General features: G+C 65.7%; 19 protein-coding genes. 14 read left to right on the top strand and 5 right to left on the bottom strand.

Annotated elements, in window-relative coordinates; all coding sequences use genetic code 11:
- Positions 1-7: 7 nt before the first annotated feature.
- Together J8I34_RS01675 and J8I34_RS01670 are read left to right on the top strand one after the other, a co-directional pair.
- Entirely contained in the window at positions 8-433 is a 426-nt protein-coding gene (locus J8I34_RS01675) for a cupin domain-containing protein (RefSeq protein WP_209805197.1), read from the top strand.
- Positions 430-867 (top strand): carboxymuconolactone decarboxylase family protein, encoded by a 438-nt coding sequence (locus J8I34_RS01670; protein WP_029045901.1) that lies wholly within the window; start codon positions 430-432, stop codon positions 865-867. Before J8I34_RS01675 ends, J8I34_RS01670 begins: the two co-directional genes overlap by 4 nt.
- Before the next feature lie 89 nt (positions 868-956).
- Here the strand turns inward: J8I34_RS01670 and J8I34_RS01665 are convergent, their stop codons facing one another.
- Entirely contained in the window at positions 957-1868 is a 912-nt protein-coding gene (locus J8I34_RS01665) for a LysR family transcriptional regulator (RefSeq protein ID WP_029045902.1), read from the bottom strand.
- Between the two features lie 145 nt (positions 1869-2013).
- On the opposite strand from J8I34_RS01665, the gene J8I34_RS01660 reads away from it, so the two are divergent.
- From J8I34_RS01660 to J8I34_RS01635, 6 genes are all read left to right on the top strand, one after another.
- Positions 2014-3393, top strand: coding sequence for an MFS transporter (locus J8I34_RS01660; RefSeq protein WP_051320380.1), 1380 nt, complete (start codon positions 2014-2016; stop codon positions 3391-3393).
- An 87-nt stretch (positions 3394-3480) separates the two neighbouring features.
- A complete protein-coding gene (locus J8I34_RS01655; RefSeq protein ID WP_035877004.1) occupies positions 3481-4680 on the top strand; it encodes a 3-hydroxybenzoate 6-monooxygenase in 1200 nt (399 codons plus the stop codon).
- Positions 4681-4749: 69 nt separating this feature from the next.
- A complete protein-coding gene (locus tag J8I34_RS01650; protein ID WP_029045904.1) occupies positions 4750-5448 on the top strand; it encodes a fumarylacetoacetate hydrolase family protein in 699 nt (232 codons plus the stop codon).
- A 13-nt stretch (positions 5449-5461) separates the two neighbouring features.
- Positions 5462-6100 carry a maleylacetoacetate isomerase gene (maiA, locus tag J8I34_RS01645; RefSeq protein ID WP_029045905.1) on the top strand — a complete coding sequence of 213 codons (639 nt, stop codon included), beginning with the start codon at positions 5462-5464 and terminating at the stop codon, positions 6098-6100.
- Between the two features lie 24 nt (positions 6101-6124).
- On the top strand, positions 6125-7168 hold the full coding sequence (gene gtdA, locus J8I34_RS01640; RefSeq protein ID WP_029045906.1) for a gentisate 1,2-dioxygenase: 1044 nt from the start codon (positions 6125-6127) through the stop codon (positions 7166-7168).
- Positions 7169-7182: 14 nt separating this feature from the next.
- Positions 7183-8685, top strand: coding sequence for a fumarate hydratase (locus tag J8I34_RS01635; RefSeq protein ID WP_029045907.1), 1503 nt, complete (start codon positions 7183-7185; stop codon positions 8683-8685).
- A gap of 134 nt (positions 8686-8819) precedes the next feature.
- Here J8I34_RS01635 and J8I34_RS01630 read toward each other — a convergent pair whose 3' ends face one another.
- From J8I34_RS01630 to J8I34_RS01620, 3 genes are all read right to left on the bottom strand, one after another.
- Entirely contained in the window at positions 8820-9281 is a 462-nt protein-coding gene (locus J8I34_RS01630) for a DUF6130 family protein (protein WP_029045908.1), read from the bottom strand.
- Positions 9282-9366: 85 nt separating this feature from the next.
- Positions 9367-9780, bottom strand: coding sequence for an organic hydroperoxide resistance protein (locus J8I34_RS01625; protein ID WP_029045909.1), 414 nt, complete (start codon positions 9778-9780; stop codon positions 9367-9369).
- 400 nt (positions 9781-10180) lie between these two features.
- Entirely contained in the window at positions 10181-11110 is a 930-nt protein-coding gene (locus J8I34_RS01620; protein ID WP_209805196.1) for a LysR family transcriptional regulator, read from the bottom strand.
- 215 nt (positions 11111-11325) lie between these two features.
- Between J8I34_RS01620 and J8I34_RS01615 the strand changes: the two genes are divergently transcribed.
- Both J8I34_RS01615 and J8I34_RS01610 read left to right on the top strand, forming a co-directional pair.
- Positions 11326-12633 carry an MFS transporter gene (locus tag J8I34_RS01615; protein WP_029045911.1) on the top strand — a complete coding sequence of 436 codons (1308 nt, stop codon included), beginning with the start codon at positions 11326-11328 and terminating at the stop codon, positions 12631-12633.
- 44 nt (positions 12634-12677) lie between these two features.
- Positions 12678-13427, top strand: coding sequence for a creatininase family protein (locus tag J8I34_RS01610; RefSeq protein ID WP_209805195.1), 750 nt, complete (start codon positions 12678-12680; stop codon positions 13425-13427).
- A 79-nt stretch (positions 13428-13506) separates the two neighbouring features.
- Here J8I34_RS01610 and J8I34_RS01605 read toward each other — a convergent pair whose 3' ends face one another.
- Complete coding sequence (locus J8I34_RS01605; protein ID WP_209774351.1) at positions 13507-13908, bottom strand: hypothetical protein; 402 nt, start codon at positions 13906-13908, stop codon at positions 13507-13509.
- 430 nt (positions 13909-14338) lie between these two features.
- On the opposite strand from J8I34_RS01605, the gene queE reads away from it, so the two are divergent.
- The 4 genes from queE (at position 14339) to ldcA (ending at position 17165) form a co-directional block, all read left to right on the top strand.
- Positions 14339-14974 carry a 7-carboxy-7-deazaguanine synthase gene (gene queE, locus J8I34_RS01600; RefSeq protein ID WP_029045914.1) on the top strand — a complete coding sequence of 212 codons (636 nt, stop codon included), beginning with the start codon at positions 14339-14341 and terminating at the stop codon, positions 14972-14974.
- A gap of 117 nt (positions 14975-15091) precedes the next feature.
- A complete protein-coding gene (locus J8I34_RS01595; protein WP_209774353.1) occupies positions 15092-15568 on the top strand; it encodes a 6-pyruvoyl trahydropterin synthase family protein in 477 nt (158 codons plus the stop codon).
- 8 nt (positions 15569-15576) lie between these two features.
- Positions 15577-16209: a tRNA adenosine(34) deaminase TadA gene (gene tadA, locus J8I34_RS01590; protein ID WP_245175717.1), complete on the top strand. Its 633-nt coding sequence runs from the start codon at positions 15577-15579 to the stop codon at positions 16207-16209.
- Positions 16206-17165, top strand: a complete 960-nt coding sequence (gene ldcA, locus J8I34_RS01585; protein WP_209774355.1) for a muramoyltetrapeptide carboxypeptidase — start codon at positions 16206-16208, stop codon at positions 17163-17165. The genes tadA and ldcA overlap by 4 nt, the downstream gene beginning before the upstream one ends.
- Positions 17166-17471: the final 306 nt, after the last annotated feature.

The raw sequence follows: 17471 nt of genomic DNA, 5'->3' as shown, positions 1-17471 counted from the left end.
AATAGACATGAAACCCAAACGCCTTCTTTTGTCCCTCATGGCCGCCACGACGATGGCATTCTGTGGCGCCGCAGCCGCGCATGGAACCAGTGAGACGGTGAAGGAGAACTTCGCCCGAGCCATCACCAACATCCCCGGCAAGTCACTCGTCGCGGTAGAGGTGCTTTATCCGCCGGGGGCCGCCTCCGCGCCGCATTTCCACGCCAGGTCGGCGTTCATCTATGCCTATGTCGTCTCGGGCAGCATTGCGAGCAAGGTTGACGATGGGCCGGAACGCATCTACAAGGCGGGCGAGAGCTTCCATGAAGAGCCAGGATCGCACCACGCAGTCAGCCGCAACGCGAGCCAGTCAAAGCCGGCCAAACTGCTGGCCGTGTTTGTGGTGGACAGCGATGACAAGGAACTGACGACGTTGGAAAGGAGCGCGAAATGAGGCTCGACTATACAAAAGCGTCGCCGGGCGGCGTGAAGGCGTTCGGCAGTGTCTACGGATACATCATGCAATCAGGGCTGGATGCGGTTCTCGTGGAGCTGGTCTACCTGCGCGTCAGCCAGATCAATGGCTGCGCATACTGCCTGGACATGCACACGCGCGAGCTGGGGAAGAAGGGCGTATCGGGAGCAAAGCTCGCGCTGGTGCAAGTCTGGCAGGAGGCGGGCGCTCTCTTCAGTGAACGCGAGAAGGCTGCACTTGCCTGGGCTGAGTCTGTGACCCGCGTCTCCGAAACGCACGTCCCGGATGAGGCCTTCGACGCGGCCGCGGCAGTCTTCAGCGAAAAGGAGCTCGCCGACCTGACGATGGCGATCAGCCTGATGAATGCATTCAACCGGCTCGCGATCAGTTTCCGCCGCCAGCCGCAAGTGTGATGCTTGGGCGAGGACCAGGCGGCCATCATTGGACAGGGTCAGCTCGCCGCCCTGTTCATGACTACAAGCCTGGCTGGCCAGGGCACTCTTTACTCGCCCGTGGATTCGCCGAACAACTCCTGCGTGAGCGCCCGCAGCCAGCGATTGCCCGGATCGTCATGCTGACAGCGATGCCAGTGTTGCCGGAGATCGAAAGCGGGAATCGGAAACGGCGGCTTGAGCACCTGTACGTCGGCAATGCGCGCGAACAGTTCGCCTACTGGCAGCGGCACCGTGACGACGAGATCGGTCGATGCAATCACGAGCGGGATGCTGAGGAAATGCGGAGAACGCAGCAGCTCGCGCCGCACAATGTCGTGCTGGCGCAGATACGCCTCGACCAGCTCCTGGCTACGGCTTTCGCTCTGGATCACGGCATGGGACAGCGTCCGGAACTGTGCCGCCGTCAGGCGCCCCCGTGCGATCGGATGGTCCTTGCGCGCCAGGCATACGAACCCGTGCCGGAACAGGCGCTGCTGGAACACGTCCGAGCCGCCGAGATCCGGATAGTAGCCGATGGCCAGGTCGATCCTGCCGCGTTCGAGCTGGTCCATGATGTCCGTGTGCCGGCCCGAGACCGTGCGCACGTCCACATGAGGCGCCTCCTGCATGAGCCGCGCCAGCAGGCGCGGCAGGAAGGCAGCTTCACCCACGTCCGACAGGGCCAGCGTAAACGTCCTGCGCGCCTGCGCCGGCTCGAAGCGCGGCGCCGTCAACAGGTGCTCACGCACCTGCGATAACACCCCCTGCACGACCGGCGCCAGCGCCACCGCGCGCGGCGACGGCTGCATGCCCGTGCGGACCTTCAGGAACAGCGGATCGCCGAGCTGGTCGCGCATCCGCTGCAACGCATGCGACATCGCCGGCTGGCTCACGCCGATTTCCTCGGCCGCCCGGCCCAGGTGTCCGTGCCGCCACAGCGCGTCAAACACCCGCAGCAGGTTCATGTCGAAGTTATCCATTTCGTTCATGACCATCATTCCTGTCATTTGATTGCCGAATGATAAGCAAGGAACGAGACTTCCGTCATCCGGATTGGCCCGCAGCGCGACAAGGCCGACCGGAGCAGGACCCAACACAGAACATGTCGCGCATCCAAGGAGACACATGTACCCGCCCCCTATCAGCATTGCGTCGGTCATCGACGCACGGCCGCTTGGCGCCTACCGGCTTCGCATCTTTATCGTCTGCTTCCTCGTCGTGCTGATGGACGGCTTCGATACCCAGGCCATCGGCTTTGCGGCCAAGGCCATGTCTTCATCCCTCGATATTCCCATCGCGCTGTTCGGGCAGGTCTTCTCCGCGGGCCTGCTGGGGGCCATGCTTGGCGCCTTCCTGCTCGGCCCGCTGGCTGACCGCTTTGGCCGCCGCTGGCTGCTGGCCACCTCGATCCTGATCTTCTCGGTCTTCTCTCTGCTCACGCCGCATGCGCCCACGCTGCCGGAACTGCTGTTGGTGCGGTTCCTCGCAGGCCTCGGCCTTGGCGGCGCCATTCCGAACCTGCTGGCGCTGTCTGCCGAATACACGCCGCGGCCCATGCGCGGCATGATGACCGGCGTGCTCTATGCCGGCTTCCCGCTGGGCGGTGCCGTGGGTGCGCTCGCCAGTTCGCACATCGTGCCGCACTACGGCTGGCCGGCACTGTTCTATCTCGGTGGCGTGCTGCCGCTGGGCCTTGCGCTGCTGGTGATCGTGGGCCTGCCCGAATCGCTGCCGTTCCTGCTCCGGCGCAAGGACGGCCAGGGTGCGGTGCGCGCCATCGCCGCGCGCATTGCGGGTCGTGCGCCCGGGTCCGATCGCCATGTCACCTATGTCGATGCCGAGGAACGCGTGCGTGGCCTGCCTTTCCGGCAGCTGCTCTCAGGGGGGCGGCTCGTTGCCACGCTGCTGCTGTGGGCCGGTTTCTTCATGTGCTTCGTGCTGCTGATCGTGCTGGTGCTGTGGACGCCTGCGCTGCTGCGCGGCGAGGGCGTCGCAGAGCACGATGCCGCGCTCGTGGTCGCCTTGATCAATCTCGGCAGTGTGGCGGGCACTGCCGCCGGCGGCCGCCTCGTGGACCGTTTCGGTCCGTACCTGACGCTGCCGATGCTGTTCATGCTCGGTGCGTTGAGCGTGTCGCCGCTCGGTTATGTCACGCAATCGCTGACCTCGCTTGCCATCGCCGCCACGCTGTCCGGCTTCTTCATGGGCGCCGGCAGTTCCGGGCTGCTGAGCCTGGCCGTGCTGAGCTACCCGAGCGGGATGCGTGCCACCGGCGTGGGCTGGGCCATGGCGCTTGGCCGTATGGGCCAGGTTACCGGACCGCTCATCGTCGGTGCCTTGCTTGCGAGCGGCTTCAGCATCAAGACCATTTTCCTGTGCAGCGCCGTTCCGGCCGCCATCGCCGCCGCCGCGATCTTCACGTTGCGGCTAGTGCGCGCCGCGGCGACGACACAAGGCGACACGGCCGCGGGCGCCGCGCTGCCCGCGGCGCTGGACGGCCAATAGCCGCCGGCTTCATCTATCGCAATCGTTGTACGCGACGTCGGTCACGCAGCCTCGTGGCGGATGTCGCCCGGACCTATAAGGAGTGTCATGCGTACTACCATTCAGTCAGCCCCGGTGCTCGTCGTCGGCGGCGGCATCGGAGGCCTTGCGGCGGCGCTCGCGCTGGCGCGCGAGGGCTGCCATGTCAAAGTGCTGGAGCAGGCCAGCGTCATCGGCGAAATCGGCGCTGGCGTGCAGTTCGGCCCCAATGCCTTTGCCGCCTTTGATGCGCTTGGCGTGGGCGAGCGCGCGCGCAGCCATGCCGTCTACACCGATCACATGATGATGATCGATGCGATCGACGGCAAGACCGTTGCCGATATTCCCGTCGGCGAAGCCTTTCGCAAGCGCTTTGGCAATCCGTATGCGGTCACGCACCGTGCTGACGTCCACAACTCGCTGCTGGAGGGCGTGCGCGAGACCGACCGGATTGAATTTGTCACCGCGACGCGCATCGTCGAGGTGCGGCAGTCAGCGGACGGCGTCACCGCCTTCGACGAGCAGGGAAACAGCTACCATGGCTGTGCCCTGATTGGCGCCGACGGCGTGAAGTCCGCCATCCGTCAGCAACTGGTCGGCGATCCGCCGCGCGTATCGGGGCACGTGGTGTACCGCGCGGTGATCGATGCGGGGCAGTTCCCGCGTGACATGCAATGGAACGCACCGGTGCTCTGGGTGGGGCCGAACTGCCATGTCGTGCATTACCCGGTCCGCGCCGGCGAGCAGTACAACCTCGTGGTGACGTTCCACAGCCGCAAGCAGGAGACCTGGGGCGTCAGCGAGGGCAGCCAGGAGGAGGTGCTTTCGTACTTCCAGGGCATCGATGCCCGTCCGCTTGGCCTGCTTTCGCTGCCGCCGACCTGGCGGCGCTGGGCCACGGCGGACCGCGAGCCTGTCGGGCAATGGACGCACGGCCGGATCACGCTGCTCGGTGACGCCGCGCATCCGCTGCTGCAGTACCTCGCGCAGGGTGCATGCATGGCCGTGGAGGACGCCGTCACGCTCGGTGCCGCGGTCCGCGCCTGCGACGGAGATCTGCCGCGCGCCTTTTCCTTGTATCAGGACGCCCGCATCACCCGCACCGCTCGCGTGGTGCTGTCCACCCGCGAGTTTGGCCGCCTGTGCCATGCATCCGGCGTCGAGCGCCTGGTGCGCAATTCCCTGTGGAAGAGCCACTCGCCGGAGCGCTTCTACGACTCGCTGGAGTGGCTCTACGGCTGGAAGGCAGAGACCTGCCTGTCCGCCTGACGGCCACGTCCCGCATCCCCGATTTCGAACTGGATCTCGACCTTGCAGATCCGACTCCTGGAGTCCCGCATGTCCTTTGTCATCCCCCCCATTCCCGCCGTCACGATTCCCGTGGCCGGTGGCAATGGACAGTTTCCCGTGCGCCGCATCTACTGTGTCGGCCGCAACTACGCCGCGCACGTGCGCGAGATGGGCATGGACCCGAGCCGCGAGCCGCCGTTCTTCTTCTGCAAGCCCACCGATGCGATTGTGGCGGCACCGGCGGGTGCCGGTGCGCAGATTTCCTATCCGCCGGCGACCGGACAGTTTCACTTTGAGATCGAACTCGTGGCCGCGATCGGCCGCGCGGGACGGAACATACCGGTCGAGCAGGCCCATGAGCACATCTGGGGCTATGCGGTCGGCATCGACATGACGCGGCGCGACCTGCAGATCGCGGCGCGCGATCGCGGCCGCCCCTGGGAACCCGGCAAGGGTTTCGACCAGTCCGCGCCGGTCTCGCTGCTGCATCCTGCCAGCGAAACCGGCCATCCCGCCACCGGAGAGATCTGGCTGCAGGTCGATGGGCAGGACCGCCAGCGCAGCGACCTGGACAAGCTGATCTGGTCGGTGCCGGAGATCATCGCAAACCTGTCGACGCTCTTTGCACTGCAGCCCGGCGATCTCGTCTTCACCGGCACGCCCGAAGGTGTCGGGCCGGTGCGCAGCGGCGAGGTCATGCGTGGCGGCGTCGCCGGGTTGACCGATGTCGAAGTGCGGGTAGCCTGAAGGCGGGTCAACCATGGATCTGTACAACTTCTTCAACAGTTCCGCGGCGTATCGCGTGCGCATCGCCATGGCGCTGAAGAACGTCCGCTGGAACCACATCGGCGTGAACCTGCGCGCCGGAGAGCAGGACCGCCCTGAGTATCTTGCACGCAATCCGAACCGGCTGGTTCCGACGCTGCACGACGGCGGGCAGACCGTCACGCAATCGCTGGCAATCATCGACCATCTCGATCGCAAGTGGCCGGTGCCGCGGCTGATTCCCGCCGACGGTCCGGCCCGTACACGGGTGCTGGAGGTGGCCCTGACCATCGCCTGCGACATGCACCCGTTGAACAATCTGCGCGTGCAGAAATACCTTGGCGTCTGCCTTGGCTTTGCCGACGCTGACAAAGCCGAATGGGTCGCACACTGGCTCACCGCCGGATTCAGCGCCTTGGAGCCCTGGCTGTCCGCGGACGGCGGCTGGTGCGTCGGCGACGCGCCTACCCTGGCCGACTGCTGCCTGGTGCCGCAGGTCGCCAACGCGCTGCGTGCGGGTTTCAGCCTGGAACCTTTCCCCCGCGTGCGGCGGGCTTACGAGCACTGCATGCGCCACGAGGCCTTCCGCGTCGCGGCGCCGAGTGCCCAACCCGATTACGTAGCCGCCCACTGATATCGATGCAGGAGGCATCCGAGCATGACCACCAATTCCACCCCCGACCTGCCGACCCGGCGCGATGCGTTCTACCGCGAACTGGAACCGCATGCGATGGCCGCCCTCTGGACCCGGCTGCGCAAGCTGATCCCCTCGGAACCCACGCCGGCTGGCGTGGCGCACCGCTGGCCGTATGCCGCGGCCCGTCCGTACCTGATGGAATCGGCGACGCTGATTTCGGCCGAGGAAGCCGAACGGCGCGTGCTGCTGATGGAGAACCCGGGCCTGCCAGGCACCTCATGCATCACCAGCACGATGTATGCCGGCCTTCAGCTGATCCTGCCCGGTGAGGTCGCACCCGCGCACCGCCATAGCCAGTCGGCACTGCGCTTCATCGTCGAAGGATCGGGCGCCTACACGGCGGTGGACGGCGAGAAGACCTATATGGAAGCTGGCGATTTTGTCATCACGCCGGCATGGACCTGGCACCATCATGGCCACGAGGGCAGCGCCCCCATGGTCTGGGTGGATGGCCTGGACATTCCCATCGTGTCGTTCTTCAACGGAGGCTTCCGCGAGGAGTTCGATTCCGACGAGGCACCGGTCACGCGCCCCGCCGGCGATGCGCTTGCCCGCTACGGCACAGGCCTGATGCCGGTAGGCTACCAGCCGTCCACGTTGAATTCGCCGGTCTTCAACTATCCTTATGCGCGCACGCGCGAGGCCCTGTTCGCGTTGCCACACGCCGGCGCGCCCGATCCGCACGCCGGCTATCTCATGCGCTACACCAATCCGGTGGACGGCGGCTGGGCCATGCCGACCATTGCCACCATGATCCGGCTGCTCCCATCCGGCTTTGCGACATTGCCGTACCGCTCGACCGACAGCGCCGTCTTCATCTGTGTGGAAGGCCGTGGCCATGTGATGATCGGCGACCGGCGGCTGGAGTTGGCGCCGCACGATCTCGTCGTGGTGCCGGGCTGGAGCCAGTACACGCTGCATGCCAGCGAGGACCTTGTGCTGTTCTCGTACTCGGATCGCGTCGCGCAGGAGAAGCTCGGCCTGTTCCGCGAGCAGCGCTTCTGAGGGGGGACGGCATCATGACCACCGTCGTTTGCTATGGGGACTTTGTCGACAGCATCGCTGCGGCCCTGCAGTTCGTCAGTCACCATCACCCTCCCGACTATATCCGGCACCTCGCCGCCGCCTACGAGCGCGAGGCCAGCGAGCCGGCGAAACAGGCCATTGCACAGATCCTGGTCAACTCACGGATGTGCGCGGAGGGCAGGCGCCCGATCTGTCAGGATACGGGCATCGTCAATATCTTCATACGCGTCGGCATGGGCGTCCGGCTCGACGGATTTCCGTCGTGCATCGTTGAAGCGGCCAATGCGGGCGTGCGCCGTGCCTACCTCGACCCGGACAATACGCTGCGCGCCAGTATCGTCGAAGACCCGCTGTTCACGCGGCGCAATACCGGCGACAACACCCCGGCGGTCGTCCACGTCGAACTGGTGCCAGGCAACACCATTGTGGTCGATGTGATGGCAAAGGGCGGGGGCAGCGAGAACAAAAGCAAGTTCGCTGTCCTGATGCCCAGCGATTCCGTCGCTGACTGGATCGTCGGCATGGTTCCGTCAATGGGGGCCGGCTGGTGTCCGCCGGGCATGCTTGGCATCGGCGTCGGCGGCACGGTGGAGAAGGCCATGCTGCTGGCCAAGCAGAGCCTGACGGCGCCGCTCGACATGCTCGACCTGAAGGCACGCGGCCCGCGGAATGCGTTGGAAGCGCTGCGTATCGACATCCATGACCGCATCAATGCGCTTGGCATCGGGGCACAGGGCCTCGGCGGACTGACCACCGTGCTCGATGTCAAGATCGCGACCTATCCCACGCATGCGGCAAGCATGCCTGTTGCCGTCGTGCCGAACTGCGCGGCAACGCGGCATGCCCGCTTCGAGCTCGATGGCAGCGGCCCAGTCATGCTGACGGCACCGTCGCCCGACCTCTGGCCGGATTTGCCATTGCCCGGCAGCACGGCGAGCCGACGGGTCGACCTGGATACGCTGACCCGGGCGGAAACCGCCACCTGGCGCGCCGGCGAGACCCTGCTTCTGTCGGGACGCATGCTGACCGGACGCGATGCCGCACACAAGCGCATCGACGACATGCTGTTGCGTGGCGAGCCCTTGCCGGTGGATTTCCGCGATCGCATGATCTACTACGTCGGGCCCGTCGATCCCGTGCGTGACGAGGTGGTGGGCCCCTGCGGCCCGACCACGTCAACACGGATGGACAAGTTTGCGGACCGTATGCTCGTATCCACGGGCCTGCTCGGCATGATCGGCAAGGCCGAGCGCGGGCCGGCCGCGATCAGCGCGATCGTGAGGAACGGTTGTGTTTATCTGGCGGCGACCGGGGGCGCCGCCTACCTGATCTCCAAGGCGGTCCGATCCTCACGCGTGCTTGCGTTTGCCGATCTCGGCATGGAAGCCATCTACGAGTTCGATGTGGAGAATCTGCCGGTGGTCGTCGCCGTGGATAGCAGCGGCAACAACGCCCACGATAGCGGACCGCGCAGGTGGCGAATCGCCGCGGCCTGATCCCGACCGCGATAGGAGTTGCCGGCCCGCGTCGGCGTGGCCAAGGCGGCGGCCGCAACAGTTCCAACCTTGCCGGCGCGCGTGCAGCGGCAGGCCCATGAGCCTGAATGTCCTGGCTGGACCTGCCCTGACTCTCAATGGCGGTGGGAGCTTGATGATGCCTTCACGTCTGGCACCGTGACTGCCACGGACTCGGTTGCGAGGATCTTGTGGGTGGGGTCGGCAAGCTCCAGGCGGATCTTGTGGTCCCCGGGAGTAAGACCGACCACGATGATCGGATCAAGACTGGTATGTGCCCATGTACCGCGCCAATCGTCGATGGTCACGTGAAGATGGCCGATTCGCGGAGATACCTTGACGGCGCCTTGGCCGAAGACCGGCATCACACGAAAGTTCTCCGTCCTGAATTGAATGATCACCACGCCGCGCGCCAATGGTTCGGCTAGCGGAGGGTAGGCGACGAGCCTCGGCGCCGCTTCAGACTCGAGCGGAAGAATCGCAGGGGGCTGCCCGGCATCCGGTCGCTGCTGGGCCAATGCGGGAACGCATACGGTGAACGATACGATTGTTGCAAACAGCCTGAACGAATTTAGCATGATGTTCCTTTGAGCGCGCCAATCTTGCACCGGGCCGGCGCTTCGTGCAGGTTCTTGCGCACGAAGCGCCGGCCGGCCAGCCCGACTACGCAAGCAGCGTTACGACGTCAATGTTGCCGCGTGTGGCCTTTGAATATGGGCACGTCTGGTGCGCTGTCGCAATCAGCGCCTCCGCCAGCTCACGGTCGAGGCCCGGCAGGTTCACGTGAAGCCGAGCCTGCAGCAAATAGCCGTCGTCATTCATGCCCAGATCAATCTCCGCGTCAATGGCAGTGTCTTGGGGTAGGGCGATTCCCTTCGTCTGCGCAGCCTTGCCAAGGGCACCGATAAAGCACGCCGACCAGCCGGCCGCGAGCAACTGCTCAGGGTTCGTTCCGGTGCCGGTGCCCAGAGGAGACAGTTTGATGTCCAGGTGACCATCAGAGCTGCGTGCTGCTCCGTCCCGTCCACCCGTCGTACGGGTCTTTCCAGTGTAAATAACCTTTTCCAGTCGAGACATTACGATGCTCCAAGATTTGCGTTCAGAAGAAAGCGCAGAAGCGGAAGTAGGGCTCCTGCTGCTTCGGAAGGCATTAGATTCGATCAATGTATCTGGCGTGTAACTTCCAGTCGGGAAAGCGTATGTCTGGGTATCCGGGCCGCTATGGAGATACAAACGAATACAAAGCCTGTCTGCCGCATGGAAACGATGTGTCCTTGCCTTGCGGTGCCCGGGTTGTCCAATGGCTGTCGGATCGTGCGGCAAACCGGCGCGGAGAAAGGCCTGCGGCCACGCGCTCAAATCCGCGCAGGAGCAGTTGAGGTCCGCCCATTCGTTCGTGGTAGCAAGCCTGTAAGACCTCCCGTGGGATAGTTCCCAAACAGGGCAGCCTCGCCGCCAGCGTCACGTTACGGCGCCGCTATGCCTGGCCGTGCGCGGCGCTGGCAAACATCGACATGTGCCGCGTGATATGGTCCAGCAGTTCGAGCGCAGCCGCCGGCAACGGCCGGCCGGCCTTCACCAGCAGCCTGGCCTGGGTGCCCATGAACAGCGGATGATCGATCGGCACGACGGCGAGGGTGCCTGCCGCGATCTCACGGTAAGCGGCAAACTCTCCGATCAGCGTCATGAAATTGCCGTAGCCGACGAACTGCTTCAGGGCCGTCAGTGAGTTGCTGACGAGCGTTGCCCGAATCGAGATGTTCTCGGCAAACTCGACCATGCTCAGTGCATGCCCGACGCCGAACGATGCCGGCATGACCGCGAGCGGGTAAGCCTGCAGGTCCTGGATGCTGGCCGCGCCGCCGCGCAGCGCCAGCGGATGATCAGGGCGGACCAGCAGCACCACTGGCTGCGTGGCGCTCGCGCGGTACTCGATGCGCGGATGGGGTGGCGGATTGTAAGCCAGGCCGATATGTGCGCGGCTTTCGGCGACTTCCTGCAGCACGCCGTCCACTGCCAGGATGTCCATGCGGATATCGAGCCTGGGATACCGTGCGCAGAACCGTGCGAGGACTTCGTTGACCAGGAAATCCACGTAGCCTTCGCTCAGGACCAGCCGGACCTCCCCTTGCTGCAGCCCCTTCAGTGAGTGCAACTGGTCTTCGAGTTTTTCCTGGTGCGAGCGGTAGCCCCGCCAGAACTCGATCAGGTGCGCGGCCGCCGCGGTCGGCCTGAGGCCACGCGGCTCGCGCTCGAACAGCGTCGCGCCAAGTTCTTCCTCGAGCAACCTGATCTGCCGGGTGATCACGGACGGCGAGGTATTGAGGCTGTCCGCGGCCCCGCGGATGGTGCCGTGCGCCAGGACTTCGCGGAAATACCGCAAACGCTGCTGGTTGATCTCTCGCATCTCAAAACGCTCGCCTTCGCTATCCGACCGGTAACGATACATGAACCCGGATGCCCTTGCGCGGCGATTGCCGCGCGTTGACGGAGGAGGCCACCTGTTGCCCAAAAGGGAACGGAGCGTGGACTTAGTTGCTCTTTGCCGGCGCCTTGCCGGCTGCCAGACTCAACGCCACAGAAGATCCAAACGACATGCAACCCCCACTGGAGACAGGCAGCATGCTAGCAATCCCCACTTCGAGCGCCGTCGACGACGCTTCCGCGCTATACAGAAAGATTAACTGGCGCCTGCTGCCCTTTTTGCTGATCTGTTACCTGTTTGCCTACCTGGACCGGGTCAATGTCGGCTTTGCCAAGCTGCAGATGCAGAGTGACCTGGGTTTCTCCGATGCGGCATACGGCGTGGGCGCCGGTATCTTCTTTATTGGCTATGTACTCTTCGAACTGCCCAGCAACCTGATGCTCCCGCGGGTCGGCGCGCGCAAGACGTTCAGCCGCATCCTCGTCCTATGGGGCATCACCTCCGCCTGCATGCTGTTCGTGCGCAATGTGCCGATGTTCTATGCGATGCGCTTCCTGCTTGGCGTGTTCGAAGCGGGCTTCGCCCCCGGCATGATCTATTACCTGTCATGCTGGTACGGCCCGCAACGCATGGCCCGCGCCATCGCGATCGTATTCCTGGCGGGCCCGATCGGGGGCATCGTCGGCGGCCCGGTCTCGGCGTGGCTGATGACCACGCTCGCAGGGCAGGCCGGCCTCGCAGGCTGGCAGTGGATGTTCCTGGTCGAGGGCTTGCCTTGCATCCTGCTCGGCGTGCTGGCGTTGTCGCTGGTGCCGGACCGGCCGGCACAGGCTGCCTGGCTCAGCGATCAGGAACGGCGCCTGCTTGAAGCCGAACTGAGTCCTGCTGCGGCGCACAAGCATTCCTTCAAGGCGGTGGCGAAGGATGTACGGGTCTACGTGCTCGCCCTCGCTTACTTCTGCATCATCGCGACCATCTACGCCATCAGCTTCTGGCTTCCGACCCTCATCAAGGCACAGGGCGTCGAAGATACCGTGCAACTTGGCTGGTATTCGGCCATCCCCTACGTGGCTGCCGCCTTTGGCATGGTCTACATGGGCCGCAGGTCGGATCGCCTGGGAGAACGGCATTTCCACTGCGCGGTACCGGCGCTGGGTGCGGCCGTGCTGCTGGCCGCGTCGTTCGCAACGGATGGGCACCTGCTCGTGACGCTGGCCCTGCTGACACTGGCCACGATGGGACTGTGGATGGCCTACACGGTGTTCTGGGCGATGCCTGCCGAGTACATCAAGGGCCCGGCGGCGGCGGGCGGCATTGCGCTGATCAACACCATTGGCTTGTCGGGCGGCTTCTGGGGGCCAGCCGTCATCGGCTGGACCAAGACCGCGACCGGCAGCCTCTATCTCGGCGTATTGCTAATGGCCTCGCTGCCGTTGCTCGCCGCCATCATCGTCCTTGCCAACAAGCTGCCGGCGAAACGCCGAGCCAGCACGGCATGGCATTAACATAGCCATCACGTCCGGCAGCACCGGACAGAAAAGGAGTAGCAATGCGCTTGCATCTTTCAACCTGGTCTGAAATCGAGCAGTACCTGGCGCGCAGCCGCACTATCGTCGTCCCGATCGGCTCGAACGAGCAGCATGGGCCGACCGGGCTGCTGGGCACGGACTGGCTGTGCCCGGAGATCATCGCCAATGAAGCGGAGAAGGGCGCCGATATCCTGGTGGCGCCGACGTTCAATATCGGCATGGCGCAGCATCACCTTGCCTTCCCGGGAACCATTTCGCTGCGCCCGTCGACCTTTATCGCCGCGATCGGGGATTGGGTCCGCTCGCTGGCGGGGCATGGCTTCGAGAAGATCCTGTTCCTGAACGGCCACGGCGGCAACGTGGCGTCGATCGAGGCGGCGTTCTCCGAGCTCTACGCTGAAGCCAGCTTCGCCAGGCGCCGCGCGGGATATGCGCTGAAGCTCTGCAACTGGTGGGACCTGGAGGGTGTCGGCGAGCTGGCGCGTGAGCAGTTCCCGGCCGGCCATGGCTCGCACGCCACGCCGTCCGAAATCGCCATCACCCAGTGGGCATTTCCAGACTCTGTGAAGGTTGCCGACTATGCGCCGAAGATTGCACCGTTGGGCCCGATCCGGGAGGCGCTGGACTTCCGCGGGCGCTATCCGGATGGCCGCATCGGCTCCGATCCGGGACTGGCGACGCCGGAGAAAGGCGCCGCGCTGGTCAGGCTGGCGGCGCAGAGCCTCGCGCGCGAACTGGAAGCGTTCAGCCGCGAGCCCATGCCCGCCTGATCCGCGCACGGCGATGGCCGCAGCCATGTATCGCCGATCATCGAGGAATTCGTGCGAGCAGGGGCGTCCCGGGTGCGCATCAGCTCCCGCCCAGCAGGTCGTGCGCATCGACGATCGCATAGGCGATCTCCGGATGCTGCTCCATGCTGCGCCGGATGGCTGCGGGAATAGACTGGCGGATCTTGCGGCACAGCCCCGGTTGTTCCTGCACCTGGATATTGATGCCGCGCACGGTCTTGACCCCGCGCGCGCTGGGCGTGATGGACAGCACAATGTTCAGCTGGGCCTGCATCAGGCCCTCCATGCGGCGCAATTCGGCCAGGCTGGTCAGGTTCTCGAGCCGTTCGACCAGGCGCTTTTCTTCGACGCGGGTGAGCCGCAGCACGCGCAGGTCGGCGTCGGGGTCACTCAACAGCGCTTCACGCCCGCAGATGCAGGCGCCAGGCGGGCACTCCGTGCGAAGGGGGAACGGCGCGTTCATGGGGGCGCGGCGGTGGCTCCGCCGGATTCCGGGGCGATGGCAGGATATGTTAAATCAGGTTGCCTGCTGGCGGGCGACGCACGCGTCGCCCTTGCCATCACGCCGGCCCTAAGCGAAAACCCTTAGCCCTCTGGTATACTTATTCGTTGTCCGAACCGCGTCCGGAGCGGCCGGACGCAGCCTGCGACAGGCCGCAGGGCGGATACTCCGGCAGTGCCCGGAGCCCTGCACGGGAAACCCGGTGCCCCCCGCCCACGCTGCCGGCGATTGCCACGATCGTGCGCCGCCTGGGGCGGCATCGGTCCCGCCGATCGATCCGCCATGACTGGCCCCTGGCCGAGCCCAACCATACCAAGACACCCGGCCAGCCCGAAGGCTGCCGATAATCCGCTGCCGTTAATCCGTTTACGGTCCCAGAGAGACCCCACGCATGACATACGCCGTCAAGGAAATCTTCTATACGCTGCAGGGCGAGGGCGCCAACGCCGGCCGCGCCGCGGTGTTCTGCCGCTTCGCCGGCTGCAACCTGTGGAGCGGCCGTGAAGAGGATCGCGCCAGCGCGGTATGCCAGTTCTGCGACACGGATTTCGTCGGCACCGATGGCACCCGCGGCGGCAAGTACCGTACCGCCGGGGAACTGGCCGCGGTGGTCGCCTCGGAATGGCCACAGGGCGCGGGCGGCAAGCCGCTGGTGGTGTGCACCGGGGGCGAGCCGTTGCTGCAGCTCGATGCGCCGCTGATCGATGCGCTGCATGCGCAGGGCTTCGAGATCGCCATCGAGACCAACGGCACCATCGCCGTGCCGCCCGGCATCGACTGGGTTTGCGTGAGTCCCAAGATGGGTTCCGAGCTGGTGGTCAGGCGCGGCGACGAGCTCAAGGTCGTGATCCCGCAGGCGGGCCAGGACTTTGCCGCATACGAGCAGCTTGATTTCGAGCATTTCCTGGTGCAGCCCATGGACGGCCCGCTGCAGCGCGAGAATACGGCCGCCGCGGTGGACTTCTGCCAGCGCCATCCGCGCTGGCGGCTGTCGCTGCAGACCCACAAGCTGCTGGGGATCCGCTGAGTACGGGGCCGGAGTTTTGCCCAACCCGCGGCAAACGTACACAATAGAGGCTTCGGGCGCACGCGCGGCGCCCGTCCAACGCAGGTGGCCTTGACCACGGAAAGGGCGCCGCTACACATGAGCAAACAAGTTTCCATTACCCGCCGGCTGGAGTTCGACTCCGGCCACCGCATCCCGAACCACTGCGGCCAGTGCCGCAATATCCACGGCCACCGCTACCGGCTCGACCTGACGCTGTCGGGCGAGGTGCTGCATCGCGAGGGCGCCTCGGATGACGGCATGATCCTGGACTTCGGCGATATCAAGGCGCTCGCCAACGAGCACCTGGTCAACAAGTGGGACCATGCCTTCCTGATCTATCGCGGCGACACCGCGCTGCTGAACTTCCTGCAATCGATGGAAGGGCACAAGACCGTGGTGCTGGATGCCATTCCCACCGTCGAGAACCTGGCCCAGGTCGCCTTCGACATCCTGGCGCCGGTGTTCAAGGACTGTTTCGGCCACCACCTGCAGCTGACCAGGCTGGTGCTGTTCGAAACCCCCAATTGCTGGGCCGAAGTCAGCGCCCCGGCAGTGCTGCCGGCGAAAGACTGAGCCAGCCGATGCCAGAGACGCCGCCGCTGCCGCTGCGCGCCCCGCGCGCGCTGCCGGACGATCCGGCCGAGGCCGCCGCGCGCGATGCCCGCTACATGCGCGCCGCGCTGGAAGAAGCGCGCCTGGCCGAGGCCGCCGGCGAAGTCCCGGTCGGCGCGGTGGTGGTCTGGAACGACACCATCATCGCGCGCGGCCACAACCTGCCGATCCGCGCGGTCGATCCTTCCGCGCATGCCGAGATGCAGGCACTGCGCGCCGCCGCGCAGGTGGTCGGCAACTACCGCATGCCGGAGTGCGAGCTGTATGTGACGCTGGAACCGTGCGCGATGTGCAGTGGCGCGATCCTGCACGCGCGGCTGCGCCACGTGGTGTTCGGCGCCACCGATCCCAAGACCGGTGCCGCGGGCAGCGTGCTCAACCTGTTCGAGCACGCCCAGCTCAACCACCAGACCACCATCGCGGGCGGCGTGCTGGCCGACACCTGCGGGCAGATGCTGAAGGATTTCTTCGGCGCCCGCCGGCGCGCACAAAAGGCCGCGCGAGATGCTGCCGGAACTGAAGCGGGCTGCATCTGCCCAACCCCTCCCGACCAGAACAACGCCAACGACGCCAACAACGCCAACAACGCCAACGACGCATGAGTACGCCGAACAACAGGCCGCCGCATACCGAAGTCCGACTGATCGCCTCGTCCGGCTATCCGCACGACGTCGCCGTCGCCGCGCGCGGCGTTGCCTGGCTCAAGCAGCACGGCTACCACACCACCAACCCGGACGTACTGGCCCGGCGCTACCTGCGCTTCGGCGGCACCGACGCCGAGCGGCTGGCCGACCTGCATGCCATCGGCACCGGCGCGCCGCATGAGCTGACGCTGGCGGTGCGCGGCGGCTACGGTATTGCCCGGCTGCTGGCGCAAGTCGACTTTGCCCGCATTGCCGAACAGGCGCGTGCCAGCGCCACGCCCATCGTCGGCCACAGCGACTTCACTGCCTTCCAGCTCGCTTACCTCGCTGCGACCGGCGGCATCAGTTTCTCCGGACCGATGCTGCTGGCGGACTTTGGCGCGGACCGCGTCGAGCCGTATATGTGGGAGCACTTCGAGGGCATCCTGCGCGATCCGGCCTATCAGGTCGACGTGGCGGCGCCCCAGTCCGGCGCGCAGCCGTTCAGCGGCGAAGTGTCCGGCACGCTGTGGGGCGGCAACCTGGCGATGCTGTGCAGCCTGCTCGGCACGCCCTACATGCCTCGGGTCGAGGGCGGGGTGCTGTTCCTGGAAGACATCAACGAGCCGCCGTACCGGGTCGAACGGATGCTGGTCCAGCTGCAGCAGGCCGGCGTGCTCGGCACCCAGCGCGCCATCGTGCTGGGCGACTTCTCCAACTATCGCGTCACCGACTACGACAACGGCTACGACATGGAGGCCGTGGTGGCCTACCTGCGCGACCAGCTGCCAGTGCCGGTGCTGACCGGCCTGCCGTTCGGCCATTGCGCGCGCAAGCTGACGCTGCCGGTCGGTGCGCAGGTGCGGCTGGCCGCACGTGCCGACGGGTTCTCGATGGCGTTTTCCGGCTATCCGGTGCTGCCGCCGGTGGCCTGAGCGCAGCGCGCGAAGCGTGGCCGCCACGTGCTGGCCGCCATGCCGCCATGCCGCCATGCCGCCATCAAGCCACCATCACGCTGCCATCCGGGTGCAAGGAATGCATCAGGATGGTAGAATATGCGGTTATTTCCTGACTTCCTGCCGGGTTCTCGCAAGAACCGGGCGCGGCCCGTGCCGCATCGCCAGCCATGGCTCCGGAATGCTCCGGACGGCGCGATGCTTCCCGGCAAGGCCGGCCCCTGAACGGCATGGGGTGCACCCCGGTGCTACAACCTGCGCAATGCGGCCCGTGCCGCGGCGCCA

The sequence above is a fragment of the Cupriavidus phytohabitans genome, from assembly GCF_017815025.1.
In the GTDB taxonomy this organism is placed as follows: domain Bacteria; phylum Pseudomonadota; class Gammaproteobacteria; order Burkholderiales; family Burkholderiaceae; genus Cupriavidus.
The sequence above is the reverse complement of the archived record's forward strand: the minus strand, read 5'-3'. Positions and strand labels throughout refer to the sequence as shown.